The organism is Saccharothrix espanaensis DSM 44229, from assembly GCF_000328705.1.
In the GTDB taxonomy this organism is placed as follows: domain Bacteria; phylum Actinomycetota; class Actinomycetes; order Mycobacteriales; family Pseudonocardiaceae; genus Actinosynnema; species Actinosynnema espanaense.
Map to the genome: position 1 here is coordinate 8641410 of NC_019673.1, position 18667 is coordinate 8660076.

General features: G+C 72.7%; 16 protein-coding genes. 9 read left to right on the forward strand and 7 right to left on the reverse strand.

Going from position 1 to position 18667, the window contains the following annotated elements:
- Positions 1–14: 14 nt before the first annotated feature.
- The 4 genes from BN6_RS37825 to BN6_RS37840 form a co-directional block, all read right to left on the reverse strand.
- Positions 15–704 (reverse strand): DUF5336 domain-containing protein, encoded by a 690-nt coding sequence (locus BN6_RS37825; protein ID WP_015105150.1) that lies wholly within the window; start codon positions 702–704, stop codon positions 15–17.
- A 176-nt stretch (positions 705–880) separates the two neighbouring features.
- The gene (gene sucD, locus BN6_RS37830; RefSeq protein WP_015105151.1) at positions 881–1771 is read right to left on the reverse strand and encodes a succinate--CoA ligase subunit alpha; all 891 of its coding nucleotides are present in this window, start codon (positions 1769–1771) and stop codon (positions 881–883) included.
- A gap of 2 nt (positions 1772–1773) precedes the next feature.
- The gene (gene sucC, locus BN6_RS37835; protein WP_041315518.1) at positions 1774–2943 is read right to left on the reverse strand and encodes an ADP-forming succinate--CoA ligase subunit beta; all 1170 of its coding nucleotides are present in this window, start codon (positions 2941–2943) and stop codon (positions 1774–1776) included.
- A 374-nt stretch (positions 2944–3317) separates the two neighbouring features.
- Entirely contained in the window at positions 3318–4916 is a 1599-nt protein-coding gene (locus BN6_RS37840) for a hypothetical protein (RefSeq protein ID WP_148303167.1), read from the reverse strand.
- Positions 4917–5016: 100 nt separating this feature from the next.
- Here BN6_RS37840 and BN6_RS37845 point away from each other — a divergent pair, with 100 nt between their 5' ends.
- A complete protein-coding gene (locus BN6_RS37845) occupies positions 5017–6147 on the forward strand; it encodes an esterase/lipase family protein (RefSeq protein ID WP_148303168.1) in 1131 nt (376 codons plus the stop codon).
- A 257-nt stretch (positions 6148–6404) separates the two neighbouring features.
- Positions 6405–7163: a M23 family metallopeptidase gene (locus tag BN6_RS37850; RefSeq protein WP_231904851.1), complete on the forward strand. Its 759-nt coding sequence runs from the start codon at positions 6405–6407 to the stop codon at positions 7161–7163.
- A gap of 459 nt (positions 7164–7622) precedes the next feature.
- Here the strand turns inward: BN6_RS37850 and BN6_RS37855 are convergent, their stop codons facing one another.
- Positions 7623–8042, reverse strand: a complete 420-nt coding sequence (locus BN6_RS37855) for a winged helix-turn-helix transcriptional regulator (protein WP_015105156.1) — start codon at positions 8040–8042, stop codon at positions 7623–7625.
- Between the two features lie 54 nt (positions 8043–8096).
- Here BN6_RS37855 and BN6_RS37860 point away from each other — a divergent pair, with 54 nt between their 5' ends.
- Positions 8097–9440 carry an MFS transporter gene (locus BN6_RS37860; protein WP_015105157.1) on the forward strand — a complete coding sequence of 448 codons (1344 nt, stop codon included), beginning with the start codon at positions 8097–8099 and terminating at the stop codon, positions 9438–9440.
- Here the strand turns inward: BN6_RS37860 and pcrA are convergent.
- Positions 9403–11721, reverse strand: coding sequence for a DNA helicase PcrA (gene pcrA / locus BN6_RS37865; protein ID WP_015105158.1), 2319 nt, complete (start codon positions 11719–11721; stop codon positions 9403–9405). The genes BN6_RS37860 and pcrA overlap by 38 nt on opposite strands.
- A gap of 231 nt (positions 11722–11952) precedes the next feature.
- Here pcrA and BN6_RS37870 point away from each other — a divergent pair, with 231 nt between their 5' ends.
- Positions 11953–12222 (forward strand): chorismate mutase, encoded by a 270-nt coding sequence (locus BN6_RS37870; protein ID WP_015105159.1) that lies wholly within the window; start codon positions 11953–11955, stop codon positions 12220–12222.
- On the opposite strand, the gene BN6_RS37875 is transcribed toward BN6_RS37870, so the two are convergent.
- On the reverse strand, positions 12191–13258 hold the full coding sequence (locus BN6_RS37875) for an arginase family protein (RefSeq protein ID WP_015105160.1): 1068 nt from the start codon (positions 13256–13258) through the stop codon (positions 12191–12193). The genes BN6_RS37870 and BN6_RS37875 overlap by 32 nt on opposite strands.
- Positions 13259–13322: 64 nt before the next feature.
- Between BN6_RS37875 and BN6_RS37880 the strand changes: the two genes are divergently transcribed.
- The 5 genes from BN6_RS37880 to BN6_RS37900 all read left to right on the forward strand — a co-directional run bounded on the left by BN6_RS37880 (position 13323) and on the right by BN6_RS37900 (position 18576).
- Positions 13323–13643 (forward strand): hypothetical protein, encoded by a 321-nt coding sequence (locus BN6_RS37880; RefSeq protein ID WP_015105161.1) that lies wholly within the window; start codon positions 13323–13325, stop codon positions 13641–13643.
- 199 nt (positions 13644–13842) lie between these two features.
- Positions 13843–14835: a hypothetical protein gene (locus tag BN6_RS37885; protein WP_015105162.1), complete on the forward strand. Its 993-nt coding sequence runs from the start codon at positions 13843–13845 to the stop codon at positions 14833–14835.
- 321 nt (positions 14836–15156) lie between these two features.
- Positions 15157–15894: a hypothetical protein gene (locus BN6_RS37890; protein ID WP_041315522.1), complete on the forward strand. Its 738-nt coding sequence runs from the start codon at positions 15157–15159 to the stop codon at positions 15892–15894.
- Positions 15895–16053: 159 nt separating this feature from the next.
- On the forward strand, positions 16054–16875 hold the full coding sequence (locus BN6_RS37895; protein ID WP_015105164.1) for a hypothetical protein: 822 nt from the start codon (positions 16054–16056) through the stop codon (positions 16873–16875).
- Positions 16876–17253: 378 nt separating this feature from the next.
- Positions 17254–18576, forward strand: coding sequence for a serine/threonine-protein kinase (locus BN6_RS37900; RefSeq protein ID WP_015105165.1), 1323 nt, complete (start codon positions 17254–17256; stop codon positions 18574–18576).
- Positions 18577–18667: the final 91 nt, after the last annotated feature.

Genomic DNA, 18667 nt, shown 5'->3' on the forward strand with positions numbered 1-18667 from the left:
CTCACGACTGCGGGTCAGCCCTGCTGCTGGCCGCCGAACCCGCCGGGCGGCGTGCCGGGCTGCTGCTGGCCGGGCTGCTGCTGGCCGGGCTGCTGCTGGCCGGGCTGGTTGAACTGGCCGGGCTGCGGCATGTACGAGGTCGGCTGCGGCGCGCCGCCGGGCTGCTGCGGCTGCACCGGGGCACCGAACTGGCCCGACGGCGGGCCGTACTGGCCGGGCTGCGGCTGGCCCTGCTGCGGGAACGCCCCGGACTGCGGGCTCCAGCCGCCCGGCTGCCCGCCGTACGGGTTGGCCGGCTTCGGCTCGAACTTCACGATCCCGGCGTCGAGCAGCAGGGCGAGCACGATCGCCGCCGACTCCAGCAGCGCGATGATCAGCAGGACGACGGACATGCCCTTCACGCCGCCGCTGCTCTTGATGATCGCCTGGAGGAACAGCAGGGTCGGCACGACCGACAGCACCGCCGCCGCGGGCAGCAGCTTCGGCGCCTTGGGCAGCACGGTCAGGCCCGCCAGCGCGGCGGCGGCGAGCAGGTACTCCACGGACCCCGACGACACGTCGTCGGCGAAGGCCAGCAGGTAGGCGATCAGCCCGAGGCCGGCCGCGACCAGCGGGAGGATGAGGTTCAGGTTGACCCCCACCGCCGCCGGCTGTTGCTGCGCCGGACCCGGCTGTTGCTGAGGGGCGCCGTACGGCACGGACATGGTGAGGTCTCCTCCTCGACCGAAGGACTGCTGGCGACAACTCAAACGCTAGCCGATGCACACTCTCCGACGACGACCGGACCGGACTGGTTCCGCCGGATGTGCGCGTTGACTCGCGTCGGAATGCCGCACAGGCCACCCCTGAGTCAGGGGTGGCCTGTGCGAACGGGTGAACGTCAGCCGATCGACTGCATGATCTCGCGCATCAGCGCGGCGGTCTCGGACGGCGTCTTGCCGACCTTCACACCGGCCGCTTCCAGCGCTTCCTTCTTCGCCTGGGCGGTGCCGGCCGAACCGGACACGATCGCGCCCGCGTGGCCCATGGTCTTGCCCTCGGGCGCGGTGAAGCCCGCCACGTAGCCGACGACCGGCTTGGTGACGTTGTCCTTGATGTAGGCCGCGGCCCGCTCCTCGGCGTCGCCGCCGATCTCGCCGATCATCACGATCGCCGCGGTCTCCGGGTCGGCCTCGAAGGCCGCCAGGGCGTCGATGTGGGTGGTGCCGATGATCGGGTCGCCGCCGATGCCGATGGCGGTGGAGAAGCCGAAGTCGCGCAGCTCGTACATCATCTGGTAGGTCAGCGTGCCCGACTTGGACACCAGGCCGACCTTGCCCGCGCCGGAGATGTTGGCCGGGATGATGCCCGCGTTGGACTGCCCGGGGCTGATCAGGCCCGGGCAGTTCGGGCCGATGATCCGGGTCTTGTTGCCGGTGGCCACGGCGTGCGCCCAGAACACCGCGGTGTCGTGCACCGGGATGCCCTCGGTGATCACCACGGCCAGGCCGATGCCCGAGTCGATGGCCTCGATCACGGCGGCCTTGGCGAAGGCCGGCGGGACGAAGATCACGGTGACGTCCGCGCCGGTGGCCTCGATGGCCTCGGACACGGTGCCGAACACCGGCAGCACGTTCCCGTCGAAGTCGACCTTCTCGCCGGCCTTGCGCGGGTTCACGCCGCCGACGATGTTCGTGCCCGAGGCAAGCATCCGCTTGGTGTGCTTGGTGCCCTCGGCGCCGGTCATGCCCTGGACGATGACCTTGCTGTCCTTGGTGATGAAGATAGCCATCGTCAGACCCCCGCAGCCGCGAGCTCGGCGGCCTTGTCGGCCGCGTTGTCCATCGTGTCGACAACGGTCACCAGCGGGTGGGCGGCGTCCGCGAGGATGCGGCGGCCTTCCTCCACGTTGTTGCCGTCGAGGCGGACCACCAGGGGCTTGGTGGCCTGGTCGCCCAGGATGCCCAGCGCCGCGACGATGCCGTTGGCCACCGCGTCGCAGGAGGTGATGCCGCCGAACACGTTCACGAACACGCTGCGCACGTCCGGGTCGTGCAGGATGATGTCCAGCCCGTTGGCCATCACCTCGGCGGACGCGCCGCCGCCGATGTCGAGGAAGTTCGCGGGCTTGACGCCCTTGTGCTTCTCGCCCGCGTAGGCGACGACGTCCAGCGTGGACATGACGAGGCCGGCACCGTTGCCGATGATCCCGACCTGGCCGTCCAGCTTGACGTAGTTGAGGCCCTTCTCCTTGGCCTTGGCCTCCAGCGGGTCCTCCGCCTGCTTGTCCACCAGCGCCTCGTGGGCGGGGTGGCGGAAGGAGGCGTTCTCGTCCAGCGTGACCTTGCCGTCGAGGGCGACGATCTTGCCCTCGGGGTCGCGGACCAGCGGGTTGACCTCGACCAGCGTGGCGTCCTCGGAGACGAAGGTCTCCCAGAGCTTCACGATGACGTCGGCGACCTGGTCGGCCACCTCGGCCGGGAACCTGGCGGCGGCCACGATCTCGTCGGCCTTCGCCCGGTCGACGCCCTTGACCGCGTCCACGGGCACCTTCGCCAGTGCCTCGGGCTTGGTCGCGGCGACCTCTTCGATGTCCATGCCGCCCTCGACGGACGCCATCGCCAGGAAGGTGCGGTTGGCGCGGTCGAGCAGGAAGGAGAAGTAGTACTCCTCGGCGATGTCGGACGCGGGGGTCACCAGCACGCGGTGAACGACGTGCCCCTTGATGTCCAAGCCGAGGATCGCGTCGGCCTTGACCTCGGTCTCGGCCGGGGTCTCGGCGAGCTTGACGCCGCCCGCCTTGCCGCGGCCACCGGTCTTGACCTGGGCCTTGACGACGACGGTCTGCCCGAAGCGCTCGGCGATGGCCTTGGCTTCGGCGGGGGTGCTGGCCACGTCGCCCGGCAGCACCGGGACATCGTGGGCGGCGAAGAGGTCCTTCGCCTGGTACTCGTACAGGTCCACTCGGGTCTCCTGCGACGTCGGTGTCGGACGCCGCGTCCTGGTGCGGTCCTCGATAGGTCCGGCGCTCCAGGCCGGAGCCTGGTGCCCACACGTACCAGGCATCACCTGGAACGCCGGCACAGCCGTGGGGGGACCGGCTCGACGCGGCTGCGCAGAACACTATCGACCTGCGTGGACCAGTCCGCACCCCCTACCCGTGAGGTCGGTCATAAAGGTGGTGAGGTCGATCACCACACCGATTCAGCCTCACCCGTTCCGGCGAGCGTTTCGCACCCTCCCGTGATCGTGGCGACGACTCCGGCACCATTCATTCCGCTGTTTCGACGGAAGGCGAATCGCAATGGTGTGGCGTTCCGCCGATCCGCCGAAAGGGATCAGGAGCGGGAGGTGCGGGCGACCGCGGCGATCAGCAGGGCGGCGGTGGTGGCCAGGGCCAGCCACAGGCCGGGGCCGGGCGCGGTGCCGGCCACCCGGGACTCGCTCAGCGGGTACTCCAGCGCCCGGGTCGCGGTCACGCAGGCCGCGCCGAGCAGCAGCGCCGCGCCCCGGCCGGGCCGGGAGACCAGGGCGAGCCAGACCGCGCCGAGCACGGTCACCAGCGCGATCAGCAGCCCCCAGGACCCGACCCGCAGCCCGAACGCGGTGATCGGCACGAAGTCCGGGGCCTTGAGCACCGGCAGCGCGAACGCGCCGAGCGCGAGCAGCCCGGCCACCAGGCCCGCCGCGAGCAGCGGCAACGGCGGCGTGGCGCGTTCCACGCCCTCCTCGTCCCGCTCCACGGCCCCGGCCAGCGCGGCGGCGACCGCCGCGGCCGCCGCGAGCAGCACGGCCAGCGCGGTGAACCAGACGCCGGCGGCGGGTTCGACCGACGGGACGCGGGTCGCGTTGAGCGCGGCGTCCAGCGCCGGCCCGGCGGCCAGTGGCACGGTCGCGGTGGCCACGATGAACGCGGGCCGGGCCTTCGGGAGCAGCGCGAGCAGGGTCACCGCGATCGCGGCCGGCCACAGCAGGCGGGCGGCGTAGTCGGTGGGCGCGGCGACGCCGGGGACGTGCAGGTGGTCGACCAGGGCGCCGAGCGCGGCGGCGACACCGGTCGCGACGCCCAGCGAGGCGGCGATCAGGTGCAGCCGGCGGCGGCCGGGCAGTTCGAGGTCGTGCTCCTTCTTGTCCGTCGTGGACCACGCGAGCGCCGCGGCGGCGGCCAGCACCAGGAACGGGCCCGGTGCCACGTCCACCTTGTCCACGGCGATCGCGGTCGCCAGGCCGGGCACGGCGAGCGCGACCAGCACGGCGGCGATGCCGAGCAGACCGCCCCGGCGCGCCTCGGGGTCGCCGGTGCTCGCCGCGAGCACCGCCAGGACCGGCACGGCCAGCAGCACCAGCAGGCCGCCGAGCAGCGGCAGCGGCGGGGCGTCCAGCGGGCCGGCGGCCGGGATGAAGGCGTCGGTGGAGGAGTAGGGGGCGCTGAACAGGCCCACGGCCGCGACCACGCCCGCCGTGGTGGGCAGCCCGAACCGCTGGGACCGGTCGCCGTCCTGGTCCGCTCGGCCGGCCGCGACGACACCGGCGGCCAGCGCCAGGGCGTGCCCGGCGAGCAGCAGCCACGCGCCGGCGGTCGGCGTCGGCGGGACGAGGCTGTCCGGCCGGAACAGCTCGGGGCGCGCGGCGACCAGCGGGTCGCGCACGACCTGGAGGTCGATCAGGAACCGGCCGACCGCGAACACCCCGGCGGGCACCAGCACGGCGGCGGCGGTGATTTCCCGGCCGCGGCGCAGGAAGTAGCCGGACACCGCCGCGGGGAGCAGCGCCAGGACGGCCAGCAGGGGCCACGCGGTGTACGCGGGCGGGGCGCTGCCGTCCACGACGGAGATGGCGGGTCCGACCGCGCCGCACAGGCCGCCTGCCGCGGCGAGCCCGACCGCGAGGCGGAGCCTGGTGTGCGCGGGGGAGGTCAGGTCAGCGGTTCGCGTCATCGGGGGCGACGCTAGCAGGGCGCGCACCGGCCACCGGGGGTGTCCGCCGGCCCGCAGCGGGTAGTCCACTTTCGTGGAGCTTTCACCTACCTTCGGCCCCATGGGTGAAGTCGGGACGCGGCCGACCGGCTGGGCGGGGTTCGGCCTGGACGCGGTCCGGGCCGGGGTCGACGCGGTGCGCACCGCCGTCGACGCGGGCGTGGACCGGGTCGGTGTCGCGTTGCGTGACGTCGCCGGGGCCGGTGCCGGGCTGGTCGAGAGCGCGGGTGACGCACTGCGCACGGCGACCGGGACGGGTGCGGGGCTGGTCGGCGGCGTGCTGCGGGACGTGGCCGGGACCGGGGCCGGGTTGGCCGGCGGCGTGGCCGGGGTGGCGCGCGCGGTGGCGACGCCGGGCGGCGCGCGCGGGGTCGTGGTCGAGGCGGCCTGGCTGACCGCGCACACCGTCCTGTACCCGTGGGGTGCGATCGAGCAGCAGTTCCGGCCCGAGGGGCACCTGCGGCACTACCGGACCGACCGGCTCCCGCTCCGCCGGCGCGGCTTGGTTGTTTCGGCGATGGACGCCGCGGGCACCCCGATCGTGCTGGTGCACGGCATCGGGGACAACCGATCCACCTTCGCAGTGCTGTCGGGGGCGCTGCGCAGGCGCGGGTTCGGAGTCGTGCACGCGGTGAACTACAGCGTCCTCACGGCGCTGACCGGCGACGTCAGGCGCTCGGCCGCCCTGCTGGGCGAGCACGTGGAGCGGATCTGCGAGCAGACCGGGTCCGACCGCGTGCACGTGATCGGGCATTCGCTGGGCGGGCTGATCGCCCGTTACTACGTGCAGCGGCTGCACGGGGACGCCCGCGTCAAGACCCTGGTCACGCTGGGCACGCCGCACGGCGGGACGCTCGCCGCCTACCTGTTCCCCACCTCGCTGACCCGCCAGCTGCGCCCCGGATCGGACCTGCTGGCCGAGCTGTCCGAACCGTGCCGGCCGTGCCGCACGAAGTTCGTGGTGGTGTGGAGCGGGATGGACCAGGTGGTGATCCCGCAGCGGCACGCCCGGTTGGAGCACCCCTCGTTGCGCGTGGAGGAGTACCGGATACGTGATTCAGGTCACCTTTCGCTATCGGTCGACACTCGCGCTCTGCAGGTGGTTGTGACTGCCGTCACTCGAACGGATGACGCTACAGACCACCCCATCGTGCCTGTACGTGAGGGGTTTAGTAGCTCCGAAGTGACGTAGCGTCACCGCTCTCACGGCGGGTCCGCGCGCCGACCGCTAATCGGTAGACAAGCTCGCCGGGGATTGCCTACGAGGCTTCCGCGCCGTTACTGTCCCCGGGTCCGTTGTCACGGTCTGGTCACAAGCAAGAGAACGAGCCGGTACCCCGACTGGCTCAACCGGGATCCCCCGCCCGGTGTCGACCGGACTCCCCGAAGACGGAAGGCCAGGTTTTGTCTTCTCGACACCGCTCCCCCGGCGGCCACAGCAGTACCGACGTGCTCGAAAAAGCGGTCGACCGCGCCTCCACGCGTGACGTGGGGTCGCACCGGCTGCCGCCACCGCCCTCGGCGCTGCGCGGCCGGATCGTCGTCGCCGCCGTCGCGGTCGGCGCGTTCGCCGCCGCCGGCGCGGGCCAGACGCTGCACGCACTGGGCTCCGGCTCGGACAGCCCCGCCCAGGACGAGGTGACGCCGCTCGCGGCGGCCTCCGAGGGCGCGGCCGCGTTCGGAGTCGGCGGCAGCGGTCCCGCCGCGCCGCACGTCCTGCCGGTCTCCAAGACCACCGACCCCGCCGCCGAGGCCCAGAAGCTCACCAAGAGCGCCCGGATCTCCGAGGACCGCGAGGCGGCCGAGGCCGAGTCCAAGCGCCCCAAGTACGCCCGTCCCGCCGCCGGTGACTTCACCTCCGGCTTCGGCGGTCGCTGGGGCGAGATGCACTACGGCATCGACATCGCGGGCCCGATCGGCACCCCGATCCTGTCCGCCGCCGACGGCGTCGTGATCGAGGCCGGCCCGGCCAGCGGCTTCGGCCTGTGGGTCAAGGTCGAGCACTCCGACGGCACGGTGACCGTCTACGGCCACGTGGACACCTACTCGGTGCGCAAGGGCCAGCAGGTCCGGGCCGGCGAGCAGATCGCCCGGATGGGCAACCGAGGCTTCTCCACCGGTCCCCACCTGCACTTCGAGGTCTGGAACCCGGGCGGGATGAAGATCAACCCGCTGAGCTGGCTGAACGCCAAGGGCATCAGCGTCTGATCCGGCCCGGCGCCCGACCCGGCCCGCCGGACCCGCGACGCACCGACGCCGCACGCCTCGACGTGCCGTCTGGCGGTGTCGCCGGGCCCTGTCGCCGGGCCCTGTCGCCGGGCGCGGTCCCGTCCTGGGCGCGCGGTGCCGTCACGTGGACGTCCGCCACCGGTGAGCCGACCGCTGCCCGCGCCGCGCGGTCGTGGTGCCGCCGGTTCGCGAACGAAGAGAAAAGGGCGGGTCGCGTGTGCGACCCGCCCTTCTGCAACTACCCCCTGGACCGCCCCCGCGGTGTTTCCCCTCGCGCTTCCGCCGCCCCCGAAGCGGCTTCCGCGTGCTGCCCGCAAGCGGTCCCTCTGCCCGGATCACCCCGAATGCCCCGGTCATCCCGCTTGTGACACCCCTTAAGACGCCCATCGCGGGTTCGGGTTGCGCACGGGTTCGGGATGACTTCGAACGGGTGAGATCTCAGGCCGCGCCGGCCCGCTCGTCGAACGCCGCGCGCGCCGCCGCGATCTCCGCCTCGTGCTCCTCGGCCCAGGTCACGAGGCCGCGCAGGGTCACGTGCAGGGTCTCGCCGAGCGGGGTCAGCGCGTAGTCGACGCGGGGCGGCACGGTCGGGTGGACGGTGCGCAGCACCAGGCCGTCCCGCTCCAGCTGCCGAAGTGTGACGGTGAGCACCCGGCGGCTGACGCCGTCGATCCGGCGCCAGAGCTCGCCGAACCGGTGCCCCCGCTCGGCGAGGTAGGCGAGCACGAGCACCGACCACTTGTCGCCGATCCGATCGGCGACCTTGCGGACCGCGCAGTCCGAGCGCGCGTCCCACTGCCGCGCGTCCTCGTCGGTTTCGTCGCAGTAACCCGGTGACTTGAAAGTGCCGTCTTCCACGGTTCCGCATCCTCCCGCAGGATTGCATGCACATGCAAGAAGAAAGGTGGGGTTGTGGCGACAACGGAAACCACCGCGCGGTTCAGCGGGCGCGAGTGGAGCCTCCTGCTGGTGCTGTGCGGCGCGATCTTCCTGGAGGGCATCGACGTCGCGATGATGGGCGTGGCGCTGCCGTCCATCCAGGCGGAGCTGGGCATGTCCGCCGGCGCCCTCCAGTGGGTGGTGAGCGCGTACGTGCTCGGCTACGGCGGCTTCATGCTGCTGGGCGGCCGGGCCGCGGACCTGCTCGGCCGGCGGCGGGTGTTCCTGTTCTGGCTGGCGGTGTTCGTGGTGTTCTCCGGGCTGGGCGGGCTCGCCCAGGACGGCTGGGTGCTGATCACCGCCCGCTTCGTGACGGGCCTGAGCGCCGCGTTCCTCACGCCGGCGGGTCTTTCCATCATCACCACCACCTTCACCGGCCCACGGCGCGATCAGGCGCTCCTGGTGTACGGCGGGATCGGGGCGGCCGGCTTCTCGCTCGGCATGGTGGTCGGCGGGCTGCTCACCGTCGTGGGCTGGCGGTGGGTGTTCTTCGCGCCCGTCGTGCTCGCGCTGCTGATCCTGGTGGCCTCCCTGAAGGCCATCCCGAAGAGCGCCGACCGGGCGACCGGGCGGTTCGACCTGGCGGGCGCGGTCACCGTCACCGGCGGCATGGTGCTGCTGGTGCTGGCCATCGCCGAGGGCGTCTGGCCCGCGCTGGTCGGCGGCGTGGCGCTGCTCGCGGCGTTCGTGGTGATCGAGCGGCGGACCGCGGACCCGCTGGTGCGCCTGGGCATCCTGCGCTCGGGCCCCCTGCTGCGGGCCAACGTCTCGGCGCTGCTGCTCGCGGCCGCGTTCTTCGGGTTCCAGCTCGTCGCCGTGCTGTACCTGCAACAGGTGCTCGGCTGGTCGGCGTTGGAGACCGGCCTGGCCCTGCTCGTGGTGGGCATCGACTCGGTGCTCGCGCCGACGCTCACCCCGCGGCTGGTCGCCCGGTTCGGCCTGGCCCCGGTGGTCACCGCCGGGCTGCTGCTGGCCACCGCCTCGTTCACGCTGTTCCTGCGGATCGACCACGGCTGGGGCTACTGGCAGCTCTTCCCGACCGTGCTGCTGCTCGGGCTCGCGTTCGCGCTCGCCTACGGGCCGCTGACGATCATCGCCACCGACGGGATCGCCGACGCCGAGCAGGGCCTCGCGGGCGGGCTGCTCAACACGTCGTTCCAGTTCGGCGCGGCGCTCGGGGTGGCCGGCGTGACCGCCGTGGCGGCGCTGGGCGACACGCCGCTGGAGGGCTACCGGCTGGCGGTGCTGTTCCCGGTCGCCGCCGCGCTGGTCGCCGCCCTCACAGCTTCACGAGGGGCACGCCGCCGATCAGCATGAGCCGGACCTTCCCCGCGCTGCCGAAGTCGATCGTGGCGGTGGCGCGGGGACCCGACCCGTCCACCGCGACCACGTTGCCCAGCCCGTACTTGTCGTGGCTGACCCGGTCGCCCACGTCGAGCTTGAGCGAGGGCGTGTCCTTCCACTGGTTGTTCACCGGCGCGGGCCGCGCGGGGCCGTCCGAGCGGCGGCTGCCCCACGTGGTCGCGGTGGACGGGCCGGAGCGCTGCGGCTCCACCCGCCGCCACTCGACCAGCTCGGCCGGGATCTCGTCCAGGAACCGCGACGCCGGGTTCGCCGAGGGCTGGCCCCACGCCGAGCGCACCAGCGCCCGCGACAGGTACAGCCGCTGCTGCGCGCGGGTGATGCCGACGTACGCGAGCCGGCGCTCCTCGGCCAGCTCGACCGGGTCGCCCAGGGCCCGCAGGTGCGGGAAGACGCCGTCCTCCCAGCCGGTGCCGAACACCACCGGGTACTCCAGGCCCTTCGCGGTGTGCAGCGTCATCAGGGTGACCACGCCGTCGGACTCCGCGTCCGGCACCTGGTCGGCGTCGGCGACCAGCGCCACCCGCTCCAGGAACGCGGCCAGCGAGCCCTCGGCGGGCAGCCCCTCGTCCTCGGTCGGGCCCTGCGCCGCCGCGCCCAGGTCGGTGAACTCGCGGGCCACCGTGACCAGCTCGTTGAGGTTCTCCACCCGGGTGTGGTCCTGCGGGTCCTCGCTGGCCTCCAGCTCCGCGCGGTAGGCGGTGCGGTCCAGCACGGCCTCCAGCACGTCGGCCACGTCGTCGCCGCGCTCGACCAGCGCGCCCAGCTCGTCGAGCAGCTCGACGAACCCGGCGATCGCCCTCTGCGAGCGGGGGTTGAGCAGCGGCACCTTGCCGCGCACGGCCTCCCGCAGCGCCGCCGCGAAGCTGATCCGCTCCCGCTCGGCGTAGGTCGACACGCACGCCTCGGCGCGGTCGCCGATGCCGCGCTTGGGCACGTTGAGGATCCGCCGCAGCGAGACCGTGTCGTCCGGGTTGGCCAGCGTGCGCAGGTAGGCCAGTGCGTCGCGCACCTCGCGCCGCTCGTAGAACCGCACGCCGCCGACCACCCGGTAGGGCAGGCCCAGCCGGATGAAGATCTCCTCGAACACCCGGGACTGGTTGTTGGTGCGGTAGAACACCGCGATCTCGCCGTTGGTCGCGTCGCCGCCGTCGACCAGCCGGTCGATCTCGCGCGCCACGAACGCGGCCTCGTCGTGCTCGTTGTCCGCGACGTAGCCGACGATCTTCTCGCCGTCGCCCAGGTCGCTCCACAGCCGCTTGTCCCGGCGGTTCGGGTTGCGCGAGATGACCGCGTTCGCGGCGGTCAGGATCCGCTGCGTGGAGCGGTAGTTCTGCTCCAGCAGGATGGTCGTCGCCTGCGGGTAGTCGCGCTCGAACTCCACGATGTTGCGGATCGTCGCGCCGCGGAAGGCGTAGATCGACTGGTCGGCGTCGCCCACGACGCACAGCTCGGCCGGCGGGACGCCGCCCTCGCCGGTGCCGACCAGCTCGCGGACCAGCGTGTACTGCGCGTGGTTGGTGTCCTGGTACTCGTCCACCAGCACGTGCCGGAAGCGCCGGCGGTAGTGCTCGGCCACCGCCGGGAAGTTCTGCAGCAGCTCGACCGTGCGCATGATCAGGTCGTCGAAGTCCAGCGAGTTCGACTCGGTGAGCCGGCGCTGGTAGCTCTCGTAGACCTCGGCGACCCGGCGCTCCAGGTCGTTGCCCGCCTGGGCCTTCGCCGTCTCGACGTCCACCAGCTCGTTCTTCAGGTTCGAGATGTGGATGGCCAGCGTGCGGGCCGGGTAGCGCTTCGGGTCCAGGTCGAGGTCGCGCGCCACCAGCGTGATGAGCCGCCGGGTGTCGTCGGAGTCGTAGATGGAGAAGCTCGACGACAGGCCGAGGGTCTTGCCGTCGCGGCGCATCACCCGGACGCACATCGAGTGGAACGTCGACACCCACATCGACCGGGCGCGCGCGCCCACCAGGTCGGCGACCCGCTCCTTCATCTCGGCCGCGGCCTTGTTGGTGAAGGTGATGGCCATGATCTCGCCGGGGTGCACCTTGCGCTCACCGAGCAGGTAGGCGATCCGGCGGGTGAGCACGCGGGTCTTGCCCGAGCCCGCCCCCGCGACGACCAGCAGCGGCGAACCGGCGTGCTCGACGGCCCGGCGCTGGGCCGGGTTGAGGTCGTCCAGCAGGCGGGAGGACCGGGAATCGGGGGGACTTGGCGGCAAGTCGAACAAGGCGCTCATCGTGGATCCACGTTACCCGGTGGCACCGACACTCCCCCGCGCGATCCGCCGGCTGTGGCATGATGGGCCCATGCGCTCGGTCACCTTCGAGTTTTTCTACGGGACCCGGACTCCGGCTCCCGTGGACCGCTAGCGCGTCAAGCCACCCACGAAGCCCCGGAGTCCTCGGATTCCGGGGCTTCGACGCTTCCGGACCGGGACTCACCAGCCAGAGTCGAGAGGTCACCCGCGATGAACAGCACCGACACCGCACCCGCCAACGAGGACATCGACGCGCTGCGCCAGGAGATCGACTTCCTGGACGCGGAGATCCTGCGCCTGGTCAAGCGGCGGGTGGAGATCTCCCGGACGATCGGCGCCGCCCGGATGGCCGCCGGCGGCACGAAGATCGTGCACAACCGGGAGATCGACGTGCTCAACCGCTACAAGGAGCTCGGGCCGGAGGGGCGCGACCTGGCGATGATCCTGCTCAAGCTGGGCCGCGGGCCGCTCGGCCGCTAGCCGCGCGGGCCAGGTCGCGGTCCACCGGCCGCGCGTCGTCGGGCAGGTACGCGAGGGGGTCGTCCAGCAGCGGCCCGACCCCCACCAGCCCCTCCACCAGGGCGTGCAGGCACAGCGCGGAGTAGCCGCGCAGGTAGCCGCCCTCCTGGGTCAGCACGGTCGGGAGGTCCAGCGCCGCCACCTTCCGGCCGATGTCCCGGTACCCGGCGGCGGTCAGGTTGTGCCGCCCGTTCGGGTCGAACGCCGAGCCGTCGAACCCGGACGCGCAGACCAGGAAGTCCGCGCCGTGCGCGCGGATGGCGGGCACCGCCAGCTCGTCGAGCGCGCGCCGGTACGCGGTGTCGCCCGCGCCCAGCGACAGCTCGACGTTGAGGTTGCCGGGGCCGCTCTCCTCCGGGCCGCCGGTCTGGACGTGGTTCGCGCCCCACGGGCCGTGCCGCATGTGCACGGAGATCGTCAGCACCTCGTCCACGTCCCGGAACACGTCCTGGGTGCCGTTGCCGTGGTGCACGTCCCAGTCCAGCACCGCGACCCGCCGCCCGGCGCGCCGGGCCGTCTCGGCGACCAGCGCGGCGTTGTTGACCATGCAGTAGCCGTCCGGCAGGTCCCGCTGGGCGTGGTGACCGGGCGGGCGGACCAGCGCGTAAGCCATGCGGGTGCGGCCCTCAGCGACCGCTTCCGCCGCGGCCAGCGCGGTGCCGGCCGCGGCGCGGATCGCGTCCCACGAGCCGGGACCGACGACCGTGTTCGTCTCCAACGAGACCTGACGGCCCGCGTGACAGTCCTTATATAGAGAAGACAGGTAAGCGGGCGCGTGGACGCGCGCCAGCTCCTCGTCGGTGGCGAACCGGCCCTGCGACCACGTGAGGTGCGGGGCGATCGGGCCATGCGTCAGGGCGTGCCGGAACGTGCGCAGTCGGGCGGCGTTCTCGGGGTGCGGCTCGGCCGCGTCTAGCCACTCCGGGGTGCCCGGCAGCTCCCACAGCCCTTCGCCGGTGTCGTGCTCCAGGCAGGCGTCGTGCCAGAAAAACTCCACCCCAGGGGGATATCAGGGCGATCACCCATGGGCCAAACCGAAAAAGCCCAGGCACACTGGACACATGGGCGGAGTCATCGGTCTCATCACGGGCCTCATCGCAATCCTCGGCGTGCTCGCCACGCTCGCACACGACGGCTACCTGGCCATGCTGGGTTCGGCCGCCAAGTCCAAGCGGGCGGCCGGCGCGCCGATCGCGCAGTACGTGCGCAGCCGCTGGACGGTCGCCGGCGTGACCACGGTCGTGGGACTGGTCGGTCTGCTGATCACGTCCGGTGAGAGCGTCTCGGGCGACGTCATCGGCGCGCTGATCGCCGGCGGCGCGGGCCTGGCCGCGACGAACGCGCTGCAGAGCAGCCGCAAGAAGCTCAACAGCGGGAACTGAAGCGGTAATCGAGAGGTTCACCCGGCCGTGTGGCACGTGGTGCCATCCGGCTGATCCGTCCAGCCACTCCCGAACCCTGCACCTACCCTGGGGTAGGCGCAGGGTTTTCGTCGTCCCACCCCCGGTTTCCCTGCCCCTGAACAGGTGAACTGCGGCCTGACCGACGTCAGGCCCGGGGGTGTGAGGGATCACAACAGGTATGGACATCCGGGAATCGGAGCGGTCGGGCAGGCACCGGCTGGAGCACGAGGGCGGGGCCATCTGGCTGCCGCTGGACGGGGGTCCCGAGCGCACCCCGGCACCGCACGTCAAGCCGGCCCTGGGGCCCGGCGCGCTCCCGGCCCAGCGCACCCGCGACCCGCTGGTCGACACCGACGCGGTCGGCCTGCGCAAGTTCAACATCGGCCTGGTGCCCGCCTCGGTGACGCCGCCCCGCACGTGGAAGCGGGCCGCCTGGTTCGCCGTCGTGTCGTCGGCCGCCGTGCTGGTGGGCCTGGCGTACGCGGCGGCCAAGCTGGTCGGTGCGGACTCGCCGGAGGACCGGATCGGGATGCCCGGCTACCCCACCGCGAGCCCGCTGATCACCGGCTTCGGCACCACCTCCGCGACCCCGCCGCCGAGCGGCGCGGACCGGCCCGAGCAGCGGCGCGCCGACCAGGCCGCGGCGATCCGGGCGGGCGGCGAGGGCCGCACCGGCACCGGGGGCGCGGCCACCGACCCGACGTCGGCCGGGAGCACCGGCGGCACGTCGACCGGCGGCGACACCGGCGGGAAGCCGAGCGGGAAGCCGGGTGGGAAGCCCGGCCGGTCGACCACCACCACCACCGGCCCGTCCTCGTCGCCGACCGTGACCACGGTGCCCGGCGAGTCGGCGCCGCTGGTGGACGCGGCCGCGATCGCGTTGCGCACCGAGCAGTTCTTCGAGGAGGCGGTGGCCGACGCGGACAAGGCGATGGCGATGGTGGCCGACGTGTTCCGGTCGGACGCCGAGGCGCTGCTGGAGCGGCGCTTCTCGGACGTGTCGCTGGTCCAGGTCACCGCGATCACGGTGGACCCGGCCTCGGGGGTGACGGTGAGCACGCTGAACGTGACGAAGGACGACGGCAGCACGACCACCGAGCGGCGCGAGCTCGTCTTCACCACGGCGGGCGAGCCGTTGATCAACGCCGAGCGGCTCGTCGGCGGCGCCTGACCGGCGACCCGCCCGGCCACCGCCCACCCGGCCACCTCCCGCCCGCCTGGCGGGTCCGGTGGGCGACGCCGAACGGCCCGCCGGCGACGCCCAACGGTCGTTCGCAAACGTACAGCCGGATGCCTCTCCGTACTTGATCACCTGAACGAGGGACAGCGACACACCGCTGAACGCCACGAAAGGGTGAACCCGGCGGTTCCACTGGCTTTTCGCTGGTGAAGCACGGTACGAGTTCTCGCTGACGACACAGGTGCGAGGGAGTCGCCAGTGCAACGCCCTACGACGAGCGGTCGCCGGCACAGCCGCGCGGGGTCGGTCTCGGTGGCCGAACTCATCCGCAGGCAGCGCACCCCGCTGCGCTCCCCGACCCGGGAGCAGACCGCGGCCGGACCGGTCGCCGAACCGCTCGGCGAGCCCGGCCACCAGGCACCACCCCGACCGTCCAACCGGGCGGCCCGGATCGCGAGCCTGAGCACCGGCGCGCTCGTGCTGCTGGTGTCGATCGCGGCGGCCTCGATCATGGTCGGCAACCGGGACAGCGGCCCCCTCCGGCCGACGCCCGCCCCGCCCGCCGAGATAGCCGGGTCCGCCGCGCTGCGCCCGGACGTGCTGTCCGCGCAGCTGGCCGGGCCGCGCGACGCGCCGGCCACCCCCGTTCCGGAGCCCTCGCCGATGGGGATCGACCTGCCGCTGGACGTCGCGGCGGAGCCGGACAGCCACGTGGTGCCACCCAGGGAGGCCGCGACCCGGTCCAAGCCGCAGGTCGACGTGGTGCGCCACTTCTACGAGCTGCTGCCCGCCAAGCCCGCGGAGGCGGTGCTGCTGCTGACGCCGGGCCTGGTCGGCGGGAACGCGCGGGACTTCGTCACCTCGTGGGGCGGGGTCCAGGCCATCACCATCGAGTCGACGACCCTGCGGCCGGACGGCACGGTGCTCGCCGCGGTGTCGATGCAGGAGCGCTCCGGGCGGTGGTTGCGGGTCGAGCAGCGGTTCTGGCTCAGCGACACCAGCCCACCGCGCATCGTCCGGACAGACGTCCTTTCGGCCCAACGTGGTTGACACTGAGTGACTACCTTCGGGTCGAATCTCACTCAGCGTCGATGAGTAAAGTTCTTGACGAGGAAAGTTCCCCCAAAGGGGTTACGCAGTCGGTCACGATTCGGTATCCATGTTCCCGGTTGGTAGCTCAACGCACACTTCCGGGAAAGGTGAACTCCGGTGTCGAACGACGACAACCGCCGTCGACAGGATGGCTCGACGGCCAAGCTGTCGGTCGCCGACCTGCTCGCCAGGCGCGAGGCGGAGACGCAGCCGATCCCGCGGATCACCGACGAGGAGACGATCCGGTTCACGCCGGCGACGAACCTCTCGGGTCGCGAGCTGCACATCACCGAGCTGCTGCGCCGCGAAGGCCGCGCCGGCGAGGAGGAGCGCGGCGGCGGGCTGTCCGTGCCGAAGCTGGTCGCGATGGCCAGTGGTGGTGTGGTGCTGGCCGGCGCGGTCGCCTTCACCGCCACCAACCTGCTGTCCTCGCCGGACGAGCGCCCGCTGGCCGAGGTGCGGTACGACAACCGCCAGGCCGCCCGCAGCACCAACACCATCGGCAACGACCTGGCCGCGGCCGCCGCGAAGCAGCAGCAGGCCCAGCCCGCGGCCGACGAGACCACCGAGGCGCCGACCACCGCCGCGCCCACCCAGACCACCACCCAGCGCCCGCGGGCCACCCAGCAGCCGGCCCCGCCGCCCACGACCACCACGACCGAGCAGGCACCGCCGCCGGTCGAGCAGCCGCCCACCACGACGGTCCCGCCGACCACCGAGGTGCCGCCGCCGCCCACCACCACCCCGCCCACGACGTCCGCGGCCCCGCCGCCGGCGTCCGGCAGCACCACCCCGGCCCCGTCCTCCGGCGAGAGCACGACTCCCACCACGCCCACGACCCCCACCGCGCCCACCACTCCCGGCGTGGACCTCGGGCTCGACCTCGGCGGCATCCTCGACCCGCTGGGCGGGTTCGACTTCTTCTCGCCCGCCGCGTAGTCCCGCCCGGTCCGGCACGCCCACCCGGTCCGGCACGCCCGGCCGTGCTTCGGCGTGCGAGCCCCGTCCGGCCGGTACCGGCCGGACGGGCACCCCGTCCGGTGCGGAGGCGTTTCGCAATGCGGAGCCGCTCGGTGCGCCCGGAATGGGCCGTTCGGACCCAAATGGCGCGATCTTCACCCGAACAGGTGGCTTCACCGAGCGGATTCAGGTATCCCTTCCCGGTCCGGACGTAGCTCGCGTGACCTGCGCAACGGTCCGAAAGCCGTAGTCACCGCCGGGGTAGTCTGTCCGCGCACCGATCCGCACGACGAGGAGCCCGAGCGTGAGACCTGCTGCCCTTGCCGCGGTCCCGCAGCGCCCCAGCGAGGTCGCCCGGTGAGCTCCGACGAACGGCTGATCGCCGAGCGCTACCGCTTCCTGGACCGGATCGGCAGCGGTGCCATGGGCATCGTCTGGCGGGCCCAGGACGAGCGCCTGGGCCGGATCGTCGCGATCAAGGAGCTGCTGCTCCAGCCCAGCCTCGACGCCACCGAGCGGGACGAGGCGATCCAGCGCGCCATGCGCGAGGGCCGGATCGCGGCCAAGCTGCACCACCCCAACGCCATCGCGGTCTACGACGTGGTGGAGGAGAACGGCGCTCCGTGCCTGGTCATGGAGTACCTGCCGTCCAGCAGCCTGGCCGACACGATGGCCGAGCACGGCCCGCTCGAACCGGTCGAGGTCGCCCAGATCGGCGCGCAGGCCGCCGCCGCGCTGGCCGCCGCCCACGCGGCCGGGATCGTGCACCGGGACGTGAAGCCGGGCAACGTGCTGCTCGCCGACAACGGCCTGGTCAAGATCACCGACTTCGGCATCTCGCGGGCCAGCGACGACGTCACGGTCACCAAGACCGGCCTGATCGCCGGCACGCCCGCCTACCTCGCGCCGGAGATCGCGCGCGGCCAGGACCCGACGCCCGCCTCGGACGTGTTCTCGCTGGGCTCGACGCTGTTCGCGGCCGCCGAGGGCGAGCCGCCGTTCGGGCTGAGCGAGAACACCCTGGGCGTGCTGCACGCCGTCGCGGCCGGCCGGATCAACCCGCCGACCATCGACGGCCCGCTGGCCGACGTCCTGCTGGTGCTGCTCAACTACGACCCGGCGGACCGGCCGACCATGGCCCAGGCCCGCGACATGCTCAACGCGGTGGCCCACGGCCGCAACCCCAGCCTCGGCGGCATCGCGCCCGCGCCGATGCCCCTGGCCGGCGCGACGACCGTGCTGGACGCCGACCGCACCCGGGTGGTCCGGCCCGGACCGCGCACGGTCGGCCCGACCGCACCGGTGGCCCCGCCGGCCGAGCCGAGCAACACCCGGCCGCTGGTGATCGCGGCCGTGGTGCTGGGCGGGCTGCTGCTGATCGGTTTCCTGATGGTGCTGCTCGGCGTGTTCAAGGCCAAGGAGCCGACGGTGCCGCCGGTCACCAACAGCACCTCCACCACGGCGCCCACGACGACCACGACGCCTCCTGTGACGACTACCACAGAGCCGCCGCGCACCACCACCGAAGAACCGACGACCACCACCACGACCACCACGACGACAACGACCACGACGACCACCACGACGACGACTACCACCACGCCGAAGCCGACGACGACGCCGCCGACCACGACGACGCCGCCGGTCACGAGTACGACGATGCCGGCCCAAGGCGGGTAGCAAACCTCGTAAGGTGGACGACGAACCCGATCGGGTGACGAAACGTCCTGGAGTCGTAGTGGGCGCTGTCACCGGTGTTCGCCCCTGACCA